The sequence below is a fragment of the Streptomyces sp. NPDC021225 genome, from assembly GCF_044332865.1.
Classification (GTDB): domain Bacteria; phylum Actinomycetota; class Actinomycetes; order Streptomycetales; family Streptomycetaceae; genus Streptomyces.
The window spans coordinates 607,979-632,274 of sequence record NZ_JBIRPV010000006.1; the positions used below are offsets into that span (position 1 = coordinate 607,979).

General features: G+C 71.7%; 18 protein-coding genes. 8 read left to right on the forward strand and 10 right to left on the reverse strand.

The features are described 5' to 3' along the window. Positions 1-72: 72 nt before the first annotated feature. Positions 73-1,512: an NADP-dependent phosphogluconate dehydrogenase gene (gene gndA, locus ACH4S9_RS28465; protein ID WP_311723329.1), complete on the reverse strand. Its 1,440-nt coding sequence runs from the start codon at positions 1,510-1,512 to the stop codon at positions 73-75. Positions 1,513-1,779: 267 nt separating this feature from the next. On the opposite strand from gndA, the gene ACH4S9_RS28470 reads away from it, so the two are divergent. Beyond that, positions 1,780-2,586, forward strand: coding sequence for an SAM-dependent methyltransferase (locus ACH4S9_RS28470; protein WP_398374388.1), 807 nt, complete (start codon positions 1,780-1,782; stop codon positions 2,584-2,586). Positions 2,587-2,604: 18 nt separating this feature from the next. On the opposite strand, the gene ACH4S9_RS28475 is transcribed toward ACH4S9_RS28470, so the two are convergent. The 8 genes from ACH4S9_RS28475 to ACH4S9_RS28510 form a co-directional block, all read right to left on the reverse strand. Next, positions 2,605-4,758 (reverse strand): hypothetical protein, encoded by a 2,154-nt coding sequence (locus ACH4S9_RS28475; protein WP_398374389.1) that lies wholly within the window; start codon positions 4,756-4,758, stop codon positions 2,605-2,607. Between the two features lie 186 nt (positions 4,759-4,944). Beyond that, a complete protein-coding gene (locus tag ACH4S9_RS28480) occupies positions 4,945-5,964 on the reverse strand; it encodes a PfkB family carbohydrate kinase (RefSeq protein WP_398374390.1) in 1,020 nt (339 codons plus the stop codon). Then, positions 5,961-7,454 (reverse strand): purine-cytosine permease family protein, encoded by a 1,494-nt coding sequence (locus ACH4S9_RS28485; RefSeq protein ID WP_398374391.1) that lies wholly within the window; start codon positions 7,452-7,454, stop codon positions 5,961-5,963. The genes ACH4S9_RS28480 and ACH4S9_RS28485 overlap by 4 nt, the downstream gene beginning before the upstream one ends. A 61-nt stretch (positions 7,455-7,515) precedes the next feature. Then, positions 7,516-8,523 (reverse strand): ADP-ribosylglycohydrolase family protein, encoded by a 1,008-nt coding sequence (locus ACH4S9_RS28490; RefSeq protein ID WP_385337468.1) that lies wholly within the window; start codon positions 8,521-8,523, stop codon positions 7,516-7,518. A gap of 56 nt (positions 8,524-8,579) precedes the next feature. Beyond that, the gene (locus ACH4S9_RS28495) at positions 8,580-9,296 is read right to left on the reverse strand and encodes a GntR family transcriptional regulator (RefSeq protein ID WP_311723323.1); all 717 of its coding nucleotides are present in this window, start codon (positions 9,294-9,296) and stop codon (positions 8,580-8,582) included. Between the two features lie 108 nt (positions 9,297-9,404). Next, positions 9,405-10,061 carry a response regulator transcription factor gene (locus ACH4S9_RS28500; protein WP_358844843.1) on the reverse strand — a complete coding sequence of 219 codons (657 nt, stop codon included), beginning with the start codon at positions 10,059-10,061 and terminating at the stop codon, positions 9,405-9,407. Then, a complete protein-coding gene (locus ACH4S9_RS28505) occupies positions 10,058-11,377 on the reverse strand; it encodes a sensor histidine kinase (RefSeq protein ID WP_398374392.1) in 1,320 nt (439 codons plus the stop codon). Before ACH4S9_RS28505 ends, ACH4S9_RS28500 begins: the two co-directional genes overlap by 4 nt. Before the next feature lie 120 nt (positions 11,378-11,497). Further along, positions 11,498-13,738, reverse strand: a complete 2,241-nt coding sequence (locus tag ACH4S9_RS28510; RefSeq protein ID WP_398374393.1) for an MMPL family transporter — start codon at positions 13,736-13,738, stop codon at positions 11,498-11,500. Between the two features lie 215 nt (positions 13,739-13,953). Here ACH4S9_RS28510 and ACH4S9_RS28515 point away from each other — a divergent pair, with 215 nt between their 5' ends. The 7 genes from ACH4S9_RS28515 to ACH4S9_RS28545 all read left to right on the forward strand — a co-directional run bounded on the left by ACH4S9_RS28515 (position 13,954) and on the right by ACH4S9_RS28545 (position 23,095). Continuing rightward, entirely contained in the window at positions 13,954-14,679 is a 726-nt protein-coding gene (locus ACH4S9_RS28515; RefSeq protein ID WP_385337463.1) for a GntR family transcriptional regulator, read from the forward strand. Positions 14,680-14,771: 92 nt separating this feature from the next. Further along, the gene (locus ACH4S9_RS28520; protein WP_311723318.1) at positions 14,772-16,193 is read left to right on the forward strand and encodes a cation:dicarboxylate symporter family transporter; all 1,422 of its coding nucleotides are present in this window, start codon (positions 14,772-14,774) and stop codon (positions 16,191-16,193) included. Positions 16,194-16,201: 8 nt separating this feature from the next. Beyond that, complete coding sequence (locus ACH4S9_RS28525; RefSeq protein WP_398374394.1) at positions 16,202-17,572, forward strand: adenylosuccinate lyase family protein; 1,371 nt, start codon at positions 16,202-16,204, stop codon at positions 17,570-17,572. A gap of 171 nt (positions 17,573-17,743) precedes the next feature. After that, entirely contained in the window at positions 17,744-19,486 is a 1,743-nt protein-coding gene (locus ACH4S9_RS28530; protein WP_398374395.1) for a pyruvate dehydrogenase, read from the forward strand. 134 nt (positions 19,487-19,620) lie between these two features. Next, positions 19,621-21,297 (forward strand): FAD-dependent oxidoreductase, encoded by a 1,677-nt coding sequence (locus ACH4S9_RS28535; RefSeq protein ID WP_385337452.1) that lies wholly within the window; start codon positions 19,621-19,623, stop codon positions 21,295-21,297. A gap of 5 nt (positions 21,298-21,302) precedes the next feature. Next, positions 21,303-22,748: an ATP-binding protein gene (locus ACH4S9_RS28540; RefSeq protein WP_361186489.1), complete on the forward strand. Its 1,446-nt coding sequence runs from the start codon at positions 21,303-21,305 to the stop codon at positions 22,746-22,748. Next, positions 22,745-23,095 (forward strand): UBP-type zinc finger domain-containing protein, encoded by a 351-nt coding sequence (locus ACH4S9_RS28545; RefSeq protein ID WP_311723313.1) that lies wholly within the window; start codon positions 22,745-22,747, stop codon positions 23,093-23,095. The genes ACH4S9_RS28540 and ACH4S9_RS28545 overlap by 4 nt, the downstream gene beginning before the upstream one ends. Here the strand turns inward: ACH4S9_RS28545 and ACH4S9_RS28550 are convergent. Continuing rightward, the gene (locus ACH4S9_RS28550; RefSeq protein WP_398374397.1) at positions 23,092-24,237 is read right to left on the reverse strand and encodes a TDT family transporter; all 1,146 of its coding nucleotides are present in this window, start codon (positions 24,235-24,237) and stop codon (positions 23,092-23,094) included. The genes ACH4S9_RS28545 and ACH4S9_RS28550 overlap by 4 nt on opposite strands. Positions 24,238-24,296: the final 59 nt, after the last annotated feature.

A 24,296-nucleotide genomic window follows, 5' to 3' on the forward strand; every position in this document is an offset into this window, starting at 1 on the left:
CCCGCGATCCGGCCGGCCACGCACACCGGCGCGGCGCGCGGGCCGCGGCCGGTGTGCCGATCCGCGGCGCCGTCAGGCCGTGGTCTCCGGGCGGTCGGGCCGGGACCAGTGGGTGTGGAAGGCGCCGGGGCGGTCGGTGCGCCGGTAGGTGTGGGCGCCGAAGTAGTCGCGCTGGCCCTGGAGGAGGGCGGCGGGCAGCCGGTCGGCGCGCAGGGTGTCGTAGTGGGCGAGGGCGGCGGAGAAGGCGGGCACCGGGATGCCGCGCCGGGCGGCGGAGGCGACCGTCTCCCGCCAGGGCACCTGGGCGTCGCCGATCTCCGCGGCGAACTCCTTCTCCGACACCAGGCTGACCAGGTCCGGGTCCGCGGTGCAGGCGGCGCGGATGCGGTCGAGGAAGGAGGCGCGGATGATGCAGCCGCCGCGCCAGATCCGGGCCACCGCCGCGAGGTCGATCTTCCAGTCGTATTCGGCGGCGGCGCTCCGGATCATCTTCCAGCCCTGGTCGTAGGCGATGACCTTCGACGCGTACAGGGCGTGTTCCACCTGTGCGGTGAACCGCGTGGCCTCGGAGCGGCTGAGCGGGGGTGTGGTGCCGCCGGGCAGCCCGGCGTACGCGGCGCGCAGGTCGGCCTGGCCGGAGGCGGCGCGGGCGAAGGTGGCCTGGGCGATGGCGGTGACCGGGGAGCCCAGGTCGAGGGCGGTCTGTACGGTCCAGCGGCCGGTGCCCTTCTGTCCCGCGGCGTCGGCGACGATGTCGACGAAGGGTCCGCCGGTGGCGGGGTCGGTGTGGGCGAGGACCTCGGCGGTGATCTCGATCAGATACGAGCCCAGCCGGCCCTCGTTCCAGGTGCGGAAGATGTCGGCGATCTCGGCGGGGGCGTAGCCGGCGACCTGGCGGAGCAGGTCGTAGGCCTCGGCGATGAGCTGCATATCGGCGTACTCGATGCCGTTGTGGACCATCTTGACGAAGTGTCCGGCGCCGTCGCCGCCGATGTGGGTGGCACATGGCTCGCCGTCGACCTTGGCGCTGATGTTCTCGAACATCGGGCCGAGCGCGGCGTACGACTCGACCGAGCCGCCGACCATGATCGACGGGCCGTGGAGGGCGCCCTCCTCGCCGCCGGAGATGCCGGTGCCGACGAAGTGCAGGCCGCGCTCGCGCAGCGCGGCCTCGCGGCGGCGGGTGTCGGCGAAGTGCGCGTTGCCGCCGTCGATGATCATGTCACCGGGCTCCAGCAGCGGGGCGAACTCCTCGATGACGGCGTCGGTGGCGCCCCCCGCCTGCACCATGATCACCAGACGGCGGGGGCGCTGGAGCGCGGCCACGAAGTCGTCGGCCGACTCGGCGGCCACAAAGGCGCCCTCGTCGCCGAACTCCTCGACCAGGGCGCGGGTCCGGCCGGCGGTGCGGTTGTGGACGGCGACGGTGTAGCCGTGGCGGGCGAAGTTGCGGGCCAGGTTGCGGCCCATGACGCCCAGGCCGGTGACGCCGATGGAAGCGGATGCGTTCATGAGGAGGTCCTTGACTGTCTCGCGTGGTCGGGGGTCGGGCGATCCCGTGTCACCAGATACGGAGCGGAGGCCCGGTCGTCTCGACGCGGGGGCACCGGAGGCGCGAGCCGCGTCAATTCGGCGAATTTACTTGCCTTGTTGCGACATACTGAGGCCGAGACACCCGGCCCGTTCGGCGGCATTGATGTGCGGCTCCGCCGTGCGGCCGGGGTTTGTTCAGACCTCAACAACTTGTCACGGCGAAGAAACGGAGTGGGGTTGTCCCGCATGGGCTGGTCCGCCGATGAGATAGACACGGAGAGTGCGCATTCGGCGCGCATGTACGACTACTTCCTGGGCGGAAAGGACAATTACCCTCCGGACCAGAAGGCGGCCGAGAAGGTCTTACTCGTCCTGCCGAACGCGCGCACCATCGCGAAGAACAACCGCTATTTCATGCGCCGGTCGGCGCGCATGCTCGCCGAAGAGGCCGGGATCCGCCAGTTCCTGGACATAGGGACCGGGATTCCCACGTCGCCCAACCTCCACGAGGTCATCCAGCAGATCGCCCCCGAGTCGCGCATCGTCTACACGGACAACGACCCGATCGTGCTGACCCACGCCCGCGCCCTCCTGACCAGCGATCCTCAGGGGAAGACGGCCTACGCGGAGGCCGATCTGCGGGATCCCGGCAGTATCCTCAACGCTCCCGAGCTGCTCGAGACGCTGGATATGAGCAAACCGGTGGCGTTGATGATGATTTCGATTCTGCACTTCGTCCCCCCGGAATACGACCACTACGCCATCCTCGACGAGTTGGTGAGCGCCCTTCCCTCGGGGAGCTATCTGGCCCTGACCAACGGCACCGCGGACTTCGCCCCCGAGGAGATGAAGCGCGCGGCAGCCGTCTACGCGGCATCGCGGGTTCCGGTGCGGCAGCGCCCGAAGAAGGAGATCGAACGGTTCTTTCACGGGCTGGAGCTGGTCGAGCCCGGCGTGGTGCCGATTCACCGCTGGCGTCCCGACGACCCTTCGCTCGGTGAGCTCACGGACGCGGAGGTCTCCATGTACGGCGGTGTGGCCAGAAAGCCGTAGCCGGCCTTTTCCCGGGTTTCACAGGGCGCGCCCCAATCCCTCCCACCGCACCCGCCACCGCCCGTCGGACGGGAATCCGGGCGCGTCCTTCCCGGCGCCGTCCCAGCCGGCGGCCATCAGGGCCACCGCGTAGAGCAGCCCGCCCGCGCCCGGGAAGTACGGAGTGGCGACCCGGGAGCCGCCGAGCGGCATCCCGGCGTCGTCGAACTCGAACTTCTCGTGCAGCAGGAAGTCGACGGCCCGGTCGGACTCGCCCATCCGCGCCGCGTTCATCGCGAGCATCGGGAAGTCCCAGCCCCAGGCCGCGTCCCAGGCCCATACCTGCCACACCTTGTGGGCGGTGGCGCGCATGATGTCCAGGTCCACGTCGTGCCCGGGGAGCCAGCCGTAGAGCCCGACCAGCGAGGGGTGGTCGAAGATGTACTCCGTCCACATCCCGCGCACCCCCTCGTACACGACATAGACGCCGTCCTGGACGGGCAGCGGTGACAGCCCGTCGAGCACCCTCTCCCAGCCGGGGTCCGCGGGCCGCCCCAGCCGCTCGCGCCACCGCTGCGCCAGCCGCAGTCCGAAGCGCCAGTAGGACAGTTCGAAGGCGCCGTTCACGGTGACCTTGGGGTCGCTGTTCTCGGACACGAGATGCATGGGCGGGCCCAGCACCTGGCGGCCGGCGTCCTCGAAGGCGTACGAGGCCATGAAGTCGGCCGTGGCGAAGACGACATCGCGCCACTTGTCCAGGGTGGCGCGGGTCGGGTGCGCCCGGTAGTCCAGCTCGGCGAGGAAGATCGGATGGGGCTGCTGCCAGAGCAGCAGCGCGTTGATCTCGCCGGGCGACTGGCGGCCGCCGGGATCGGTCATCTTGGGCCAGCGCGCGCCCTGATAACCCTGGCGCCGGGCCCGCTCCCGGGACGAGTCGAGGAAGCTCCGGTAGACGCCGACCCCGCGGTCCAGCTGCGGCCAGCGGTTCCACAGCGCGTAGTGCGCGGCGTGCCACCAGTACATCTCCATATGGAACTTGCCGTACCAGCCGTTGTTGACCAGCCCGGACTCCTGCGGCGGGGTGCTGCCGGCCTCGTTGACCGCCAGCAGATACTGGCTCAGCACCACCCGGCGCTCCAGCTCCCGCCACCGGGGATCGGTGGATCCGGAGAGATCCAGGGCGCCGCCGGAGCGCCAGAACGCGGGCCAGGCCCGGGCGCCGGCCGCCTCGACCGCCGCGGCATGGGGCACCTGGGGGGTTTGGCGGGGCGCGAAGAGGAAGGTGGCCTCCAGCCGGGTGCCCGTACTGCCGCCCAGCAGATACCGGTGCGGGTGGCCGGCGACCCGCACCGGCTCTCTCCCGCCGCCCCGCCAGACGAGGCCCACGTCGTAGCGGGTGTCGTCGAGCTCATGGGTGATGTCCGCGCGGCGGGGGCCGCGGGTCCGCAGCCGTGTGGTGTGGGCGTCGGGGCGGTCCCAGACGCCCACGAAGGGGGCGGAGAACTTCTCCGCGCCGCTGGCGTAGGGGAAGTCGATGAACACCGCGAGCCGGCCGTCGGCCACCATCGGGGAGTCGATCCGCACGGCTATGGCGTCCAGATCCGGGCAGCAGCTCGTCCGCACCGTGACCGGGCTGCCGTCGAGCGTGAACCGGCTGTGCAGCGTTCCGGTCCACAGATCGAGCCGCTGGTGGCAGTCGCTCAGATCGGCCTCGACCGCCTCGGTGCCATCGGCGCGCAGCAGCCGCAGACCGATGCGGGCCAGATTGATCCGGTGCGGGTTCGCCCTCAGCCATTCGGAGAGGGCCGGGCGCTCCGGGTCGGGGATGTCGTAACGGACCGGCCGGCCATGGGTGTCCCACACCTGTCCGGCGAAGTCCGACGGGGTCTGACCGTCAGGAAGCGCGTCGCTGTGCCAGCCCCAGTCGGACAGGGTGCCGAACGGCAGAAAGGTCTGGAGCCCCGTCACATCGGCGCCGAACGCGAGCTGTCCGTTGCCCACCTGAAGCGGCGTCTTCGGGTCGCTCGCCGTACGGACCACATCATGACGCGATACGAGGGCGCGCCGGTCGATCCCGCCGGGCCGCCGCGGCGACGGCTGGGCGGCGGCGTCGCCGACCCGCAGGCCGGCGGTGACCGCGGCGGCGACACCGGTCATGCCGGTGCGTACGAAGGTCCGACGGCTGACTGCCATGGTTCGACTCCCGCCGTGTCGCTGATTGAATCGTTTTTACGGCGGGCGCAAGCTAACAACGTCTTCGCCACGGGGGCAATGGTTCTGACAGCACCGGCCGAGCGCGGTGGAGCCACGGCCGCGATGCGGCGGCCCGGCGCCGCCGTGGCTCCCTACCGCCGATCGCCACGGCGCGCCGGGCAACTCCTACCGGCGGAGCGCCGAGGACAGTTGAGCGGTGGGCGGGTCGCCGTCGAGGAAGCGGAGGAGCTCGTCGGGGGTCGGTCCGGTGGCGGGGCCGTGCCGGGTGACCGCGAAGGCGGCCGCCGCGTTGGCGCCCTGCGCCGCCGCGACCACGTCCAGCCGATGGCCGAGGAGGGCCAGGAAGGCCCCCGTGTGGGCGTCGCCCGCGCCGTTGCTGTCGACCGCGGTCACCCGGCGGCCGGGCAGGTGCAGTGGCTCGCCGCCGGGCGGGACCAGCCAGCAGCCGTCCGCGTCGGCCCGCAGCAGCACCCCGGTGCGGGGGCCGAGCCGGGCGGCGAGCGCGGCCGCGGCCCCGTGGGCGTCGTCCAGGCCGGTCAGCAGCCTTCCCTCGCGCTGGTTGCAGCTGACCCAGTCGCAGCGCGCCAGGACGGGGGCCAGTACCTCCCGCGGGATCTGGTCGACCAGGGGACCCGGGTCGAGGAAGACCCGGGTGTGTTCCGGCAGCCGCGCGACGAGCGAGGCCAGGACCGGTCCGTTGACCGGGTAGGCGAGCCCGTATCCGGAGATCTGCACCATGTCGCCGGGGCGCAGCGCGGCGAGCACCGCTTCGGCGTGCGCCTCGGTCAGCCGGGCCTCCGCGCCGAGGCTGGTGGCGAAGGTGCGCTCGCCCCCGTCGTCGACGAAGGCGACGCAGAATCCGGTGTCCTCCTCCGCGATCTGATCCAACACCACCTCGATGCCCTCCCGGGCGAGATCCGCCCGCACCCGGTCGGCGAACGGCCCCGTGCCATGGGCGCCCGCGTACAGGGCGGGCAGGCCCAGGCGGCGGGCGGCGGTGAGGACGTTGAAGCCGCCGCCCGTGGTGAGGGCGGTGTCCTGGGACAGGGTGTCGCCGCCTCGTTCGGGCAGCGCGGGCACGCGCATCACCAGGTCGACGATGGCGTTGCCGAGCAGGACCAGCCGGCCTCGCGTGGGCTCGCCGGGGGCGCCGTCCCCGGCGCCGGGGTTCACGAGCCCGCTCATGAGCTCTCCCGCGCGGCCGGAGCGGACAGGACCCGCTGCTGGGGGTGCTGTTCCGCGGCCTCCTGGCGGACGGTGCCGTCCAGCTTGCGCAGCACCGCGTAGACGGCGGCCGCGAGGGCCAGTGTCACGACCCAGCCCAGCCCGTTGGAGCCGACCCAGCTGTGCGCGAGCGGCCCGGAGAACCACACATCGGTCGGGCTGGTGCTGGCCTCCGTGAACAGCAGCCCCACCACGATGGCCACGGCCCAGGCGATCATCGCGGCCCAGGCGACCCCGCCCCGGAACCAGTAGCGGCTGGACCGCCCGACGTCCATCAGGGCCGCGCTGTCGTACGACCGGCGGATGATGAGGTCGACGGCGAAGACGCCCACCCAGGCGTTGATCGGCACGGCGAGCAGGGTGAGGAAGGTGATGAACGGGCCGTAGAAGTCCTTGGCGATCAGGATGAAGTAGATTCCGCCCGCGAAGGTGACGATGACGTCCAGGCCGACGGCGAGGGTGCGCCGGACCCGTATGCCCAGGGTGATCATGGTGAGTCCGGCCGAGTAGACGGACAGGTGGTTGGAGAGCAGCAGCCCGCCGAACGCGGCGATCAGATACGGGATGGACATCCAGGTGGGCAGCATCGCGTTGATGGCCGAGACCGGATCGGAGGCGGAGGCGAGGTCCGGCTCACCCGCCGCGAGCAGCGAGCCCAGCGAGATCAGCACGACCAGCGGAATACCGGCGCCGAACGCGGACGCGGCCACGAGCCGCCCGCCGGGGATCCGCCGCGGCAGATAACGGGCGTAGTCGGCGCCCGTGTTGGCCCAGCCGATCCCGGTCCCGGCGGCGATCATGCCGACGCCCACGACCATCGCGCTCACCGGACCGGCCGGCGCATGGCCCACCTTGCCCCAGTCCACGGTGGCCGCGAGAAAACCGATCACCACCAGGTTGAGCAGACCGAAGACATAGCTGGCCCATCTGTTGATCCACATGATGGTGGCGTGTCCGAGGCCGCTGATCAGCAGGGTGCAGCCGATGAAGACCAGCAGACAGACCACCGTGAGCACGGTGTTCCGCCGGATGCCGAAGGCGACGTCGAGCAGCGCCAGCAGGGCGAAGGCGGCCGTGGTGGTGTTGATGGTCTCCCAGCCGAGCCGGCTCATCCAGGTGACCAGCGTGGGGCCCGCGTTGCCACGGACCCCGAACACCGCCCGGGACAGCGTGAGGGCGGGCGCCCCGCCCCGCTTGCCGGCGATGCTCAACGCGCCCACCAGGGCGAAGGAGCCGAAGGAGCCGAGCACGGCGACGACGGCCGCCTGCCAGATGTTCAGGCCGCGGAAGCTGACCAGCGCCGCGCCGAGCGGCAGGCCGAGGATGCTGATGTTCGCGGCGAACCAGGTCCAGAACATCTGTCCTGCGTGGCCGTGGCGCTCGGTGTCCGGAACGGGCTCGATGCCACGGGTCTCCACGGAGCCGACGCGGTCGTTCTCTGAAGCGGCCATGGTGGTACCTGTCTTTCTGTACGGGGGGCGCTCCGGTGCGGGTGGAAGGGCGGGCGCGTGTTCACTCGGCCGAGCCGGCGCGCAGCGCGAGCAGGGCGGTGGCCAGCGGCTCCAGATCGAGGCCGTTGACCGAGCGCAGGGTGGCGAGGGCCTCGGGGGGCAGTCCCGAGGCGCCGCTGAGGGCACCGGCGATGGCGCCGGCGATGGCGCCGATGGTGTCGCAGTCGCCGCCGAGGTTGGCCGCCAGCAGACAGGCCCGCCACGGGGCGCCCTCGGCGAGGGCCAGGACGGCGAAGGCCGCGGGGACCGACTCCTGGCTGGCCACGCTGGTGCCGACCAGGTCGCAGACGCGGTCCAAGGCCTGGTCCTCGGGCAGCCCGCGGACCAGGTCCACGGCCCAGCGGATGCGGGCGGCGATATCGGCGCCGGCGACCCAGTGGCCACGCTCGGCGCCGGCCGCCGCCGCCGTGATCGCCGCGGCGAAGGCGTCCTCCAGGTCTCCGCCGTCGACGGCCCGGCTCACGGCGGCCGCCACGGCGGCCGCGGAGGCGATGCCGATGCCGGTGTCATGGGTGACCTGGCAAGCCGCCGCCACCCGGTCGACGAAGGGCTCCAGCGGGGTGGCGGAGAAGGCGACGCCGACCGGGGTGATCCGCATGGCCGCGCCGTTGGTGGACCCGGACCTGCCGGCCTCCTCCGGCGGCACACCGCGGGAGACGGCCTCCAGGGCGGCCTTGGTGGAGGGGCCGAGCAGATCGAAGGAGCCCTTGGCCTTCATGGCGCGCTCCCACTCCAGGAGCTCGTGCGCGAGCCGCAGCGGTTCGATGCGCCCGCCGTTCTCGGTCAGCAGCCGGCCGACGATGAGGGCCTGATCGGTGTCGTCCGTGACCGAACCGGCGGGCATTCCGGCGCTCACCGGGTTGTCCGCCGGGCCGGGTTCAAAGCCGGTGACGGTGCCGAAGCGGGCGGTGATCGACCGCCGGGACATGATCTGGGTGGGCATCCCCAGGGCGTCACCCATGGCCAGGCCGTACAGGGCGCCGAGCGCGCGGTCGTGCTGGTGGTTCATTCGGGCTTCCTGTCGATGTGCGGGGGTACGTTCGGCGCGGTCGGGCACGTGCCGGTTCATTCGGGCTGCTCGCCGAAGCCGAGGTGCAGCTGGAAGCGGGCGGGGTCCAGCAGGCTGGTCACCTGCTCGACGACCCGGCCGTCCGCCCCGCGGCCGACCCGGCGGGTGCTGAGCCAGACCTCACCCTCGGGGCGGCGGAGCAGTGCCGCCTCCTCGGCGGCCAGCGGCCTCACGGACGCCCACTCGTCGCCGTGCGTGGCCCGCAGTCCGGCCGCGGCCAGGGTCTTGGTCAGCGAGTCCTCGAGGAGCCCGCCGACCGGGACGTCCGCCAGCGCCGGGACCAGCGGAACCCTGCTGCGCTCCAGCGAGACGGGGGTGCCCTCCGGCAGCACGCGCACCCGGTCGAGCGCCATGAACTCCACGTTCTCCAGCCCGAGCTCCTCGGCCAGCCGGGCATCGCGCACCGCCTCGAGCCGGAGCACCTCCGTGGTGATCCGGGCGCCCTGGTCGGCCAGGGCCCTGGTCCATCCGAGGCTGTTGTCCAGCAGGCTGCCGTCGAAGGCGACGAACGAGCCTACGCCCGCGTGCGTGGAGATCAGCCCTTGCCTGCTGAGCTCGTCCAGCGCCTGGCGGACCGTGGTCCGGCTGACCGAGAAGCGCCGGGTGAGCGCGTGTTCGCCGGGCAGCCTGCTGCCCGGCTCCAGAACACCGCTGTGGATCTCACGGGCCAGAACGCGGGCAATGCGCTGATGCTTGAGGACCTGTTTAGGCATGTCTGGAAGCTAGCCACACATGTCCAGTCCTGTCTAGACCCTGTTTTCTTTCCGGTCTCCTTCCCGGTCCCTTTCCCGGTCGGCTTTCCTCCCGCCGACGGGGCCGGCTCAGACGGGCCGTACCAGCCCCACGTCGTAGGCGAAGATCACGGCCTGGACGCGGTCCCGGGCGCCGATCTTGGCGAGGACGCGGCTGACATGGGACTTGACGGTGGACTCGGCCAGACAGAGGTTTTCGGCGATCTCGGCGTTGGTCCAGCCGGTGGCGACGGCGGTGAGGACCTCGCGCTCGCGCTCGGTGAGGTCCGCGAGCCGGCGTTCCTGGCCGGGGGCGCGGCCGGGGAGGTGGCTGGTGAAGGCGTCGATGAGTTTGCGGGTGAGGCCGGGGGAGATCACGGAGTCCCCGGCGGCCACGGCGCGGATGCCGGCGACCAGTTCGTCCGGAAGGGCGTCCTTGAGGAGAAAGCCGCTGGCTCCGGCGCGCAGCGCGTCGTAGGCGTACTCGTCGAGGTCGAAGGTGGTCAGGACCAGGACCCGGGAGCGGCCGCCGGACTCCACGATGTGGCGGGTGGCCTCGATGCCGTCCATGCCGGGCATCCGGACGTCCATCAGGACGACGTCGGGGCGCAGTTCGGCGGTCTTGCGGACCGCTTCGCCACCGTGGGTGGCCTCCCCGGTGACGGTCATGTCGGGCTGGGCCTCCAACAGCATGCGGAAGCCGAGGCGTTGCAGGGCCTGGTCGTCGACGATGAGGACGGTGGTCATGCGGGGAGCTTCTCCGGCGGGGTGGTGGGTGTGGTGGTCGGGAGGACGGCGTGGACACTCCAGCCGCCATGCGTGTTGGGGCCGACGGTGACGTCTCCCCGGTAGAGGGCGGCGCGTTCGCGCATACCGACCAGGCCCCGGCCGCCATCGTCGCGGGGGCCCGCCTTCGGGGCGCGCGGCGGGCCGGTGTCCTCGACGGCGATGCGGACCGGGCCGGAGCCCGCGGTGGCGGAGACGGAGACGGTGACCGTGGTGTCGAGGGCGGCGTGTTTGAGGGTGTTGGTGAGGGCTTCCTGGACGATGCGGTAGGTGGCGAGCTGGAGGCCCTGGCCGAGGCCGGTCAGGTCGCCCTCGGTGTGCAGGGTGGCGGTGGGACCGGCGGCGCGGACCCGCTCCAGCAGGGTGCCGAGGTCGGCCAGGCCGGGTTGCGGGGCGAGCGGGGCGTCGCCCCGCGTGTCGCGCTCGTCGCCGATGACGGCGAGCAGGCGCCGCAGTTCGCCCAGGGCGCCGCGGCCGCTGTCGGCGATGATGCGGAGGGTGTCGGCACCGCTCTGGGGCTTGGTCTCGGTGAGGGCGGCGGCGCCGTCGGCGAGGCCGACGATGACGGCGAGGGTGTGGCCGAGGATGTCGTGCATCTCCCGGGAGACCCGGGCGCGTTCCTGGGCGGCCGCCAGGCGGGCCTGCTGGTCACGCTCCTTCTGGAGGGCGGCTATATAGGCGTTCGCCAGCCGGCCGGCCAGGCCGAGACCGGCGAACGCCGCCATGGCGACCATCGCCATCGCCGTCACCACCTCCGGGCGCGTGGCGTGCTCCAGCTGGCCGCCGCTCCAGAAGACGGCGGCCCACGCGACGAGTTGCGCCGTGGTGACGGCGATGGCGACAAGGAGCTGTCGGGGGGTGCCGAAACGGCCCACGTTGTACAGGGCCACGACCCGTGCGGCGTCGGCGCCGGTCAGGGCGCCCAGGGGAAGGGCCACCACGGACACGGCGGTGGTGACGGCGAACACCGCCACGGGCCGGCGCTCCCGCCACAGCAGCGGCACGGTGAAGGCGAGGGCCAGCGCCAGCTCCACCGAGGGTCTGGCGCTGTTGGCGGGGTTCAGCAGGGACGGGATGCTGAGCGCGGCACAGAAGGCGGGCACCCCCCACCGCCGGACCCGCGGGTGGGCCCGGTCGGCCATCCGCCACGCAGCCAGCCGGGCGATGATCGAGACGATCACGCGCTGCTCGGGGTCGCTGGTCAGGGCCTCGGGGAGGCGGGGCGGGCGCCCCGAGGGGCGGGCCGCCGACGCGGGTGGGTGCGATGGTGCGGTCACGGTGTACGCCCTTCGTGGTGCGGGCGGGGCTCGGGCACACGGCCGGCCCGGGCCCGCCGCTCAGGTGGCGATCGTACGGCCGGGCGGTGAGCCCTCGCCCCTCGGCGCTTCCGCGTCGGTTCAGCCCCGCCCGATCGGTGTGGACGGCACGGGCGGGTGTTCCGGGTCGCCGGGGCCGCCGGTGTCGCCCTGCCGGGCCTCGAGGACATGGCGCAGTTTCTCGCCCTCGACATCGACGTTCGGCAGGATCCGGTCCAGCCACCCGGGGAGGGCCCAGGCCCGTCGGCCGACCAGGGCCATCACGGCGGGGACGATGGTCATCCGGACGACGAAGGCGTCGAAGAGGACGGCGGAGGCCAGGCCCAGGCCGATCGACTTGACCAGCGCGACGTCGTCGAGGAGGAAGCCGGCGAAGACGGAGATCATGATGATGGCGGCGGCGGTGACCACGCGCGCGCCGTGGCGGAAGCCCGCGACCACGGCCTCGGTGGGATCGGCGCCGTGGACGTACTCCTCCCGCATCCGGGTGACGAGGAAGACCTCGTAGTCCATGGCGAGCCCGAACACCACGCCGATCAGCAGAATGGGCAGCACGCTCACGATCGGTGCGGTCTGGTCGACGCCGAAGACGTCCTTCAGCCAGCCCCACTGGAAGACCGCGACGAGGACACCGAGGGTGGCCAGCACGCTGAGCAGGAAGCCGAGCGCGGCCTTGAGGGGCACCAGGATCGAGCGGAAGACCAGGAGCAGCAGGACCAGCGCGAGGCCGACCACGATGCCCAGATAGGGCACCATGGCGTCGCCGAGCTTGGCGGAGACGTCGATGTTGACGGCGGTGGTGCCGGTGACCATCAGATCGGCGCCGGTGTCCGCGCGCAGGGCGGCGCCGTGGTCACGGATGGCGGAGACCAGGTCGATGGTGTCCTGGCTGGTGGGGGAGGACTTCGGGACGGCGCCGATCAGGGCCACATCGCCTGACCGGTTGAAGGCGGCGGGGCGCACCGTGGCGATGTCGGGGAGCTCGCCCAGCATGGCCACCGCGCGCCGCGCGGCCGTCTTGGGGTCGTGGCTGTCGCGGGCGTCGACGACCACGGTCAGCGGGCCGTTGAAGCCGGGCCCGAACCCCTTGCTCAGGGTGTCGTACGCGATGCGCTGGGTGGAGCCGGGGGAGGCCATGCTGTCGTCGGGCAGGGTGAGGCGCAGCGACATCGCGGGAATGGCCAGCAGCCCGAGACCGGCAACGGAGACGAGGAGCATTCTGACCGGGTGGCGGGTGACGAACCGGCCCCAGCGCACCCCCATGGTCTCGCCCTTGCCGCGTTCCAGGGCCCGCATGCGGCGGGTCCGGAGGCGGCCGTTCATGATGCGTGTCCCGGCGAAGCTCAGCACCGCGGGGAGCAGTGTCAGGGCGATCACGACGGCGACGACGACCGCGAACGCGGCGGCCAGGCCCATGGTGGTCAGCATCTTGATGCCGATGACGCTCAGGCCCGCCAGCGCGATGACCACGGTCAGGCCCGCGAACACCACCGCGGAGCCGGCGGTGCCCAGGGCGCGTCCGCAGGCTTCCTCCGGCTCGTGGCCGTCGCGGAGCTCGCCGCGGTAGCGGGAGACGATGAACAGGGCGTAGTCGATGGCCACCGCCAGGCCCAGCATCAGCGCGAGGGTCGAGGCGGCGGAGGCCATGTCGACGAACTCGGTGGCGATGGTGATGGTGCAGATCGCCGCCGCGACGCCGAACACGGCGGTCAGCAGCGGGAGTCCGGCCGCGATCAGCGAGCCGAAGGTGATCACCAGGGCGAGGGCGGCGACCACGAGGCCGATCAGCTCGGCCGCCTTGTTGCCGGCCTTGTCCTGGACCGCGTTGCCCCCCAGGCTCACCTTGAGCCCGGCCTGTTCGCCCTGGTCGGCGATGTGGTGCAGGGCGTCCGAGGCGGCGGTGGTGATGTCGGCCTTGGGAACCCGGTAGGTGACCTGGGCGTAGGCGATGGTGCCCGACCTGCTGACCAGGCCGCTGCTGAACGGGTCGGAGACGCTCGCCACTTGCGGTGCCTTCTTCAGATCGGCGACCAGGGCGACGATCTCGGTCCGGTGGGTGCCGGAGGTCAACTTCCCGCCGTCGGGCGCCTCGAAGACGACCCGTGCCGTGGCGCCGGAGGCGGACGCCTGCGGAAACTCCTTCTCCAGCAGGTCGATCGCCTTCTGGGACTGGGTGCCGGGCAGCGTGAAGTCGTCCGTCGTGGTGCCGGACACGCCGGCGGCGCCCAGGCCGACGGCGGCCAGGACGACGATCCACAGCGTCAGGAAGAGCCGTCGTCGTCGGAAGGCGAGCCGGCCCAGCCGGTAGAGGAAGGTGGCCACGGAAGTACTCCCACCAGGAGAAGAATCGCTACGAGAGCGGGGCCCGATCGACCCCGGCCTCAACCTAGGAGCGGTTTTCCGTGGATCCCCGGCACCCCGGGACCCAATCCGGCGGCCAAGTAGTACCGCGGTACTACTCGCCCGGCCTCCGCGGGTTCCCCTCGGCGGTGCTCTAGGATTTTGTGGACCGGTCCTGAACAGGCAAGGAGTTCGTCGTGGGTGAGCCGCGATACGTGGTGATCGCCGGCGATCTCATGGGCAGGATCGCCGCCGGGAAGTGGACCGTGGGGGAGTTGCTGCCCACCGAGCCCGAGCTGGCGGCCGAGTACGGCGTCTCACGGGAGACGCTGCGGCGGGCGTTGCTCCGTCTGGAGCAGGGCGGCCTGATCTCCCGCCACCCCGGGACGGGGACCCGCGTGGAGCGCTCGACGCCGGTGGCCGCGTTCACCACCCAGCTGGGAAGCGTCGAGGATCTGACCCAGTACGGCGAGGCCGCCGTGCGGTCCATTCTGTCGGTGGAGCCCGTGACGGTGGACGCCGCCCTGTCCGCGGCCACCGGCCTGGCCGAGGGGTCCGGGCAGGTGCGCATCACCTCCACCCGGCGGGATCCCGGGAGTTCCGGCGGGGTCCTCTCCTGGGCGCGGGTGTATCTGGGTCCGAGTGACGCCAAGGCGATCGCCGGGGATCTGGAGGAGGGCCGCCAGCTCATCGCCGACCTGATCGAGGCCCGTACGGGGCGCGCGGTGGCGCGGGTGGTGCAGCAGGTGCGGGCGGTGGGGGTGCCCGCGGAGGCCGCGGCGCATCTCGGGGTGGCACCGGGAAGCCCGGGGCTGGAGTTCGTACGCCGCTACTACGACGCCTCGGGCGCACTCTTCGAGGTCACCGTGAGCACCCATGCCGGTGACCGCTTCGCCTACGAGACGGTTCTCCAGCGCAAGTAACCCCCGGTTACGAGTGGACGACCCTTGACACGCGGATTTCTGTGGGCATCCTTGTCTAGACACAGCTCATGTCTAGACAAGGATGTGCTCGCATGAGATCTCAGGAACAACTCCTGGACGCCGCCTCGCCCCCCGCGGCGCGCAAGCGCTGGTACCGGGGGCTGGGGGCGCAGGTCGTCATCGCGATGGCCCTGGGGGTCGCGGTCGGCTTCGCCTTCCCCGGATTCGCGGTCAACCTGAAGATCATCGGGGATCTGTTCCTGGCGCTGATCAAAGCGGGCGTCGCCCCGCTGGTCTTCTTCACCGTCGTCATGGGCATCGCCTCGGCCGGCGATCTGAAAAAGGCCAGCCGCCTCGGGTTCCTGGCGCTGATCTACTTCGAGGTCGTCTCCACCGTGGCCCTGCTCCTCGGGCTCGTGGCCGCGAACCTGTTCGGGGTGGGCAAGGACGCGGGATCCCTTACCTCGGGCGCCGACGCGGCCCAGGCGCCCTCGGCCGAGCAGGGCGAACACGGGGTCATCGCCTTCCTCAAGGGCATCGTCCCCGACAATTTCGTCGGCGCCTTCTCCTCCGGGCAACTGCTCCAGGTCGTCGTCGTGGCCGTGCTGTTCGGGATCGGCCTGCTGGCCCTCAAGCCGCATCTCCAGGACAAGATCAATGCTGGTCTCGAGGTCGTCTCCGAGGCGTTCTTCGCCTTCGTCAACGTCGTCATGAAGCTCGCCCCGATCGGGGCCTTCGGCGCCATCGCCTACTCGGTGGGCACCAGCGGCAGCAAGATGCTCCTCGCCCTCACCGAACTCGTCCTCCAGTACTGGCTGGTCGTCGCCGTGTTCGTGTTCGGCGTCCTGGGGCTGGTCTGCCTGATCGCCGGCTTCAACATCTGGCGCATCCTGCGGTACGTGCGCGTCGAGATGACGCTCGTCCTCGGCACCGCCTCCTCCGAGGCCGCCCTGCCCGGGCTCCTGAAGAAGCTGACCCGGATCGGGTGTTCGAAGCAGAGCGTCGGCCTGGTGATACCGACCGGCTACGCCTTCAACCTCGACGGCACATCCCTGTACATGTCCATCTGCACGCTGTTCGTCGCCAACGCCTACGGGATCCCGATGGGCATCCCCGAACAGCTCGGCCTGCTGCTGATCATGCTGCTGACGTCCAAGGGCGCGGCCACCGTGTCCGGGGGCACCTTCGTCGTCTTCGCCTCCACCGTCGCGGCGACCGGCAACCTCCCGGTCGAGGGCACGGCCGTCCTTTTCGGCGTCTACCGCTTCATGTCCATGGCCACCGCGTTCTGCAACACCTTCGGCAATGTGGTCGCCACCTTCGTCCTGGCCAAGTGGTGCAAGGAGATGGACGTCGAGAAGGTCCAGCGCGCCCTGGCCGATCCCACCGCGTTTCTCGCGCTCACCGAATCCGAAGACCTGCCCCGGCAGCCGGAGACGGACCCGGCCGGCCACCGGCCGGACGGCGCCGCCCTCCCCGAACCCGCCCGTACCAGCCCCTCCACCGCGAAGTGAGACACCGCATGAGCAGCACCGTCTTCGACTCCCTCCTGTTCCGCGACATGTTCGGCACCCCGGCCATGCGCGAGATCTTCAGCGACACCGCCTACCTCCAGCGCATCATCGACACCGAAACCGCCCTCGCCCGCTCCCAGGCCAAGGTCGGCGTCATCCCCGCCGAAGCCGCCGACGAGATCACCGCCCGGGCCGGCCTCGACGGCCTCGACCTGGAGCGGCTGCGCACCGAGACGGAGATCGTCGGCTATCCGGTCCTTCCCCTCGTCAAGCAGGTGGCCGAACAGTGCGGCGACGCGGGCCGCTACCTCCACTGGGGCGCCACCACCCAGGACATCATGGACACCGCGGTGATGCTCCAGTGCAAGCAGGGCGTCGCCCTGCTCCAGGACCAGCTCGACCGCGTACGCCGCGCCCTCCAGCAGCTCGCGGACGAACACGCCGACACCGTCACCGCCGGACGCACCCACCTTCAGCACGCCCTCCCCGTCACCTTCGGCTACCGCTGCGCGGTGTGGCTCTCCGCCCTGGACCGGCACGCCGAGCGCCTGGAACAGGCCCGCCACCGCGCCTTGATGGTGCAGTTCGGCGGCGCCGCCGGAACCCTGGCCTCGCTCGGCCCGGGCCCGGAGGGCCTGGAGACCCGCGCCGTCCTGGCGGCCGAGCTGGAGCTCCGCGATCCCGCGATCACCTGGCATGTCGCGCGGGACGGGCTGGTGGAGCTCGTCACGCTGTTCGCCGCGATCGGCGGCTCGCTGGGCAAGATCGCCTGGGATGTGATGATGATGTGCTCCTCAGAGTTCGGCGAACTCGCCGAGCCGTTCGTCCCCGGGCGCGGAGCCAGCTCGACCATGCCGCAGAAGCGCAACCCCATCTCCAGCGAGCTGATGTTCGCCGCGGCCAAGCTGCTGCGCGACAAGGCCTCGACCGTTCTCGACGCGATGATGCAGGACTTCGAGCGCGCCACCGGCCCCTGGCACCTGGAGTGGGCCGCGGTGCCCGAGGCCTTCCTGCTGCTGGCCGGCTCCCTCCACCAGGCCGAGTTCATGCTCTCCGGCCTCGAGGTGAACGCGGACCGGATGCGCCGGAACACCCACCTCACCGGAGGGCTCATCGTCGCCGAGGCCGTCATGATGGACCTCGCGCCCGTCCTCGGCCGCCAGCAGGCCCACGACGTCGTCTACGAAGCCTGTCGCACCGCCATCGAGACCGGCACCACCCTGGAAGCCGAACTCCGCGGCCACCCCGAGCTGGTGGACCGGATCGGCGCCGAGCGCATCGCCGAGCTGTGCGACCCCGCCCGCTACCTGGGCAGCGCGACCGCGATGACCCGCGCCGTCGTCCGCACACCGGACCGCGGAGCGCGCACTCCCCGCTGACCCGGACGACCCGTGTCCCCGCCTGCGCCTGCGCTTGCCGAGCCGTGCACTGCCGGACGGGAGGCCGTGCGCGGAGAGTCAACCCGGCGGCTCCGCACCCACCTAGCGTGGCCCCGTCCCCGTGGCGGGCCGCCCAAGGGGCCGTCCCCGCCGCCGAACCCGAGGAGCTCCGTGGCCAAGCAGACAGTCGCCGAACAGTACGTCGACCTGATAGCCCGCGCCGGTGTGCGGCGGATGTACGGCGTGGTCGGGGACAGCCTGAACCCCGTCGTGGACGCGGTCAGGCGGCACCGCGCGATGGAGTGGGTGCAGGTCAGGCACGAGGAGGTCGCGGCGTTCGCCGCCGGGGCGGAAGCCCAGCTCACCGGTCGGCTGGCCGCCTGCGCGGGCTCCTGTGGGCCGGGCAATCTGCATCTGATCAACGGCCTCTTCGACGCACACCGCTCGATGGCGCCCGTGCTCGCGCTGGCCGCCCAGATCCCCAGCGGCGAGATCGGGACCGGATACTTCCAGGAGACCCACCCGGACCGGTTGTTCGAGGAGTGCAGCCACTACTCGGAGCTCATCTCCTCGCCCCGCCAGATGCCCCGGGTGGTCCAGACGGCGATCCAGCACGCGGTCGGCCGGCGCGGGGTGTCCGTGGTGGCCCTGCCCGGCGACATCGCCGGGCAGGACTCTCCCGACGGCGGCGCCGAACTCGCGATCCCGCTGGACCTGCCCGCCATCCGCCCCGGTGACCAGGAACTCGCCCGGCTGAGGCAGCTGGTCGACGCCGCGGAGCGGGTGACCGTGTTCTGTGGCCGGGGCGTCGCCGGGGCCCACGCCGAGGTGATGGCCTTCGCGGAGAAGATCAAGGCCCCGGTCGGCCACGCGCTGCGGGGCAAGGAACACATCCAGTACGACAACCCGTACGACGTCGGGATGTCCGGACTGCTCGGCTACGGCGCCGCGTACGAGGCGATGCACGAGTGCGACCTGCTGCTGCTTCTGGGCACGGACTTCCCGTACACCGAATTCCTGCCCCGTGGCGTCCGGACGGTGCAGGTCGATGTGCAGCCCGAGCGGCTGGGGCGGCGCACCCGGCTGGACCTCGCCGTCTGGGGGGACGTCGGCGAGACACTGCGCTGTCTCACCCCCATGGTGCGGGAGAAGTCCTCGCGCCGGTTCCTCGACCGGATGCTGCACCACCACACCCGCGCGCTCGAGGGCGCCGTCAGCGCCTACACCCGGAATGTGGAGAAGCACACCCCGATCCACCCGGAGTACGTGGCCTCGGTGCTCGACGAGGAGGCCGCCGACGACGCGGTCTTCACCGTGGACACCGGGATGTGCTGCGTGTGGGCCGCCCGCTATCTGACGCCGAACGGCCGCCGCCGGATCCTGGGATCCTTTGTGCACGGATCGATGGCCAACGCGCTGCCGCAGGCCATCGGCGCGCAGTTCCTCGACCGGGGGCGGCAGGTGGTGTCCCTGTCAGGCGACGGCGGTTTCTCCATGCTCATGGGCGACTTCCTGACCCTGGTGCAGTACGGGCTTCCGGTGAAGGTCGTGGTGTTCAACAACTCCTCGCTCGGCATGGTCGACCTGGAGATGATGGTCGACGGCCTGCCCTCGCACGGCACCGGGTACCCGCACACGGACTACGCCGCCATCGCCCGGGCGGCCGGAGCGCACGGGATCCGCGTGGAGAAGCCCGCCGAGGTGCGCGACGCGCTGCGGGAGGCCTTCGCCCACGACGGTCCGGCGCTCGTCGACGTCGTCACCGACCCCGACGCGCTGTCCATCCCGCCGAAGATCACGGCCGAGCAGGTCACCGGCTTCGCGCTGTCGGCGAGCCGCACCGTGCTCGCCGGCGGTGTGGGACGCATGGTCCATCTGGCCCGCAGCAATCTGCGCAACCTTCCGCGCCCCTGAACGCGGCCGATGGATACACCCAGGTTTTTCGTAGCGAAGCAGGATGGTCGCCCATACGATGGGGATCATCGGCGCACAGTTGCACACGGACCGTCGGCGCCGCCCGGCGTCGGCCAGTCCGGGGCGGGAGAGGCATGACACAGTCCGCAGAAGCCGCGCGGACCATCATTCTGACCGTGGACGACGACCCCGGAGTGTCCCGGTCCGTAGCCCGTGACCTGCGGAGGCGCTACGGGCAGGCATACCGCGTGGTGCGCGCGGAGTGCGGGGAGTCCGCTCTCGACGCGCTGCGGGAGCTCAAGTTGCGCGGCGATGTGGTGGCGGTGATCCTCGCCGACTACCGCATGCCGCGGATGAACGGCATCGAGTTTCTGGAGCAGGCGCTCGACATCTACCCCGGTGCCCGCCGTGTGCTGCTGACGGCGTACGCGGACACCGACGCGGCCATCGACGCGATCAACGTCGTCGACCTCGACCACTATCTGCTCAAGCCGTGGGACCCGCCCGAGGAGAAGCTCTACCCGGTCCTGGACGATCTGCTGGAGACCTGGCGGGCCAGCGAACACCGGCCGGTGCTGATCACCAAGGTCGTCGGACACCGCTGGTCGGCGCGGTCCTCGGCGGTACGGGAATTCCTGGCCCGCAACCAGGTGCCGTACCGCTGGTACTCCTCCGACGAGCCGGAAGGCCGGCGGCTGCTCTCCGCGGCGGGCCAGGACGGACTGCGGCTCCCGCTCGTGGTCACCCCGGACGGCACGGCGCTCGTCGAGCCGGAGGACCGGGACATCGCCGCCAAGGTGGGTCTGGCCACGACACCGGCGGCCGACTTCTACGACCTCGTCATCATCGGCGGCGGACCCGCCGGGCTCGGGGCGGCCGTGTACGGGGCCTCCGAAGGCCTCCGGACGGTCCTGGTGGAGCGCTCGGCGACCGGTGGCCAGGCCGGGCAGAGTTCCCGGATCGAGAACTACCTCGGCTTCCCGAACGGCGTGTCCGGGGCGCAGCTCACGGACCGGGCCCGCCGCCAGGCGACCAAGTTCGGCGCCGAGATACTGACCGCGCGCGAGGTCACCGGGCTGGAGATCAACGGCGCCGCCCGCGTCGTCCGGTTCTCGGACGGATCCGCGATCGCCGCCCACGCCGTCATCCTCGCCACCGGCGTGTCGTACCGGCAGCTCCAGGCGCCCGGCGTGGAGGACCTGACCGGATGCGGGGTGTTCTACGGCTCCGCGCTGACCGAGGCGGCCGCCTGCCAGGACCACGACGTCTATATCGTCGGCGGCGCGAACTCCGCGGGCCAGGCCGCGATGTATCTGTCCCGGGGCGCCAAGTCGGTCACCCTCCTCGTGCGCGGAGCGTCCCTGTCCGACTCCATGTCGCACTATCTCGTCCAGCAGATCACGGACGCGCCCACGATCTCGGTGCGCACGAACACGGTGGTCGAGGCCGCCCACGGCGAGCACCAGCTGGAGCGGCTCACCCTGACCGACACCACGACCGGCCACGGCGAGATGGTCGACGCCCAGTGGATGTTCGTGTTCATCGGCGCGGCCCCGCTGGCGGACTGGCTGGGCGACACCGTGCTCAGGGACTCCCGCGGTTTCATCCTGACCGGCCCCGATCTCACCGCCGACGGGGCACCCCCGCCCGGCTGGGAGCTGGACCGGCCGCCGTACCACCTGGAGACCAATGTCCCCGGGGTGTTCGTGGCGGGAGACGCGCGCGCCGAGTCCGCCAAGCGCGTCGCCTCCGCCGTGGGAGAGGGAGCCATGGCGGTCATGCTGGTGCACCGGTATCTGGAGCAGTCGTGAACGCATTGCAGTGCAGCGAGGCCGAGATCGGCTCCCTGTTCCTCTTCGAGAAGCTGGCCCCCGACCAGCTCGCGCGGCTGTGCCGCGAGGGCCGGGTGGAGCGGTTCGAACCCGGGCCCGTGTACGCCGAGGGCGAACCGGCCACCTGCTTCTATGTCCTGCTCGAGGGGACGCTGGTGCTCTCCAGCCGGATCGGGGGCCAGGACGTGGAGGTGAACCGGAGCTCCAGCCGTGGTGTCTACGCGGGAGCCTTCCACGCCTACCTGGGCGACCGCGTCCGGCAGGTGTACGTCAGCTCCCTGCGCGTCATCGAGCCCTCGCGGTTCTTCGTGCTGCCCGCCGAGACGTTCGCCCGCGTCATGCACGAGTGGTTTCCCATGGGAGTCCACCTGCTGGAAGGGCTCTTCTTCGGCACCAAGAACACCCAGCAGGCCATCGGACAGCGGGAGCGGCTCCAGGCCCTCGGCTCGCTGTCCGCGGGCCTCACTCACGAGCTGAACAACCCGGCCGCCGCCGCGGTACGGGCCACCTCGGCGCTCCGGGAGCGGGTCGCCGGGATGCGCCACAAGCTCGGCGCCATCGCGGCGGGCCCGTACCGGCGCGACAGCCTCCAGATCCTCGTCGAGGTCCAGGAGCGCACGGCCGAGCGCGTCGCCAAGGCCACCACCCTGAGCCCGCTGGAGGCCTCGGACCTCGAGGACGCCATCTCCGACTGGCTGGACGACCACGGCATCGAGGGCGGATGGCAGCTCGCGCCGACGTTCGTCCAGGCCGGCCTCGACACCGACTGGCTGGACCAGGTCGCGCTGGCGGTGGGCGAGGACATCCTCGAAGGGGCCGTGCGGTGGCTGAACTACACCGTCGAGACCGAGCTCCTCATGAACGAGATCGAGGACTCGACCACCCGGGTCTCGACCCTCGTCAACGCCGCCAGGCAGTACTCACAGCTCGACCGCGCGCCGTACCAGGTGGCCGATGTCCATGAACTGCTCGACAGCACACTGCTGATGCTCGCCGCGAAGATCGGCCCGCACATCACCGTCGTCAAGGACTACGACCGCACCCTGCCGAAGATCCCCGCCTACCCCGGCGAGCTCAACCAGGTCTGGACGAACCTGATCGACAACGCGGTCTCCGCGATGAACACCGGGGACGACGCCCCGGGCACCCTGACCGTGCGCACCGCGCGCGACGAGGACCACCTTCTCGTCGAGTTCGGCGACACGGGGCCCGGCATTCCCGAGGACATCCGCGACCGTGTCTTCGACCCGTTCTTCACCACGAAACCGGTGGGCCAGGGCACCGGTCTCGGCCTGGACATCTCATGGCGCATCGTCGTCAACAAGCACCACGGTGACCTCCGCGTCCAGTCCACCCCGGGCGACACCCGCTTCCAGGTGCGCCTCCCGCTGACCGCCACCGGTCCCGACACCCCACAGGAGCCCTCATGACCCCGCAGAACGGAATCGACCCGTCGGTGCCGCCGAGCGGCACCGGATGCGCCGAGTGCGAGGCCGGCGGCGGATGGTGGTTCCATCTGCGGCGCTGCGCGCAGTGCGGACACATCGGCTGTTGCGACGACTCGCTCGCGAAGCACGCGACCGCGCACGCCGAGGCCACCGGCCATCCGCTGATCCGCAGCTTCGAACCGGGTGAGGGCTGGTTCTGGAACTACGAGACCTCCGAGATGTACGAGTCGGGCCCGCAGCTGGCCGGGCCCGAGAGCCACCCCGCCGACCAGCCGACGCCCGGCCCCGCGGGACGAGTGCCCGCGGACTGGGTGCGGCAGCTGGGCTAGGCGAACAGCGCACCGCGCGCGGCCGCGCGCGCGGTGCGGAGGGCCACCGTGACCCAGGCGGTGAGGAGGAGGGCGAACAGGGCGACGGCGAGGGCGGCGAGCGGGGTGGAGTGCAGCCGCAGGGCCAGCGCGCTGGTGCCGGTGACACACGTACCGACGGGAAACGTGAAGCTCCACCAGGTCAGCGAGAACGGCAGCCCCCTCCGGGCGGTGCGGCGGGTCAGCGCCGCGGCCAGGGTCAGCCACATCATGGCGAAGCCCCAGACGGGGACGCCGTACAGAAAGCCGAAGACCTCGGCGCCGGTGGCATAGGGGCGGGGCAGTGCGCTGTGGGCCGCGGCGCCGAGGAGGTCCGCGGCGGTCACCGACTGCCCGAGCGGGCCCAGGACGATCCACAAGGTGGGCGTCATGGCGGCCGGCCCGACCTTGTGGTGCATCAGCCGCGCCCAGATCTGGGTGATGATGACGAGGCTCGCCAGCAGGCTGATGCCGAACATGGCGTAGCAGGCGAGCAGCAGCGTGAGCCGGGGCTGCCCGGCGGCGGTGTGAGGGACGAGGGCGGCGCCGGTGGCGGCGGACACCATGGGCGGGACGACGGGCATCAGCCAGCCGCCGAACGCGGCGTCCGGGGCGGTGGCGTGCCCCGTCATGGCGCGGTAGGGGATCCAGACGGCGGTGACCAGCCCCAGAAGGGTGCCTGCCGACCACAGCGACACGTCGATGGCCACGGCCGTCGGCCGGCCGAGCCAGTCCTGCCCCAGGGTCAGGGCGCCGGCGCCCACGGTGAGCAGCGCCATGGCGGGGGCGCCCCAGAAGTGGGCCATCACCGGGTGTCCGGCGTGTGCCCTGGCCCGGTCGCGGTGGCGGGTCCAGTGCACGGCCCACGCCGCGGTGAGCGCCACCAGCCAGGCCGCGGCCAGGGCCCAGACGAAGGTGGCGGCCGTGTGCAGCCCGGGGACCCGGACGGGCAGGCCGGCCGCGGCGGTGGCGACGATGCCCGTGCCCATGACGGAGGCGTACCAGTTCGGGCCGAGGTTCTCGAACAGCTGGGCAGGGTGGTCCAGGTCGCGCAGCAGACCGGCGGGGAGCCGCCGCCCGGCGTCGTGCGCCGGAGGCCGCGGGGCGGTGAGGAGAGGGGGCATGCGGCAACCGTCGCCCGTCCCCGACGTGGCCGGTAGGCACTGATTCCGGATGAGCTCAT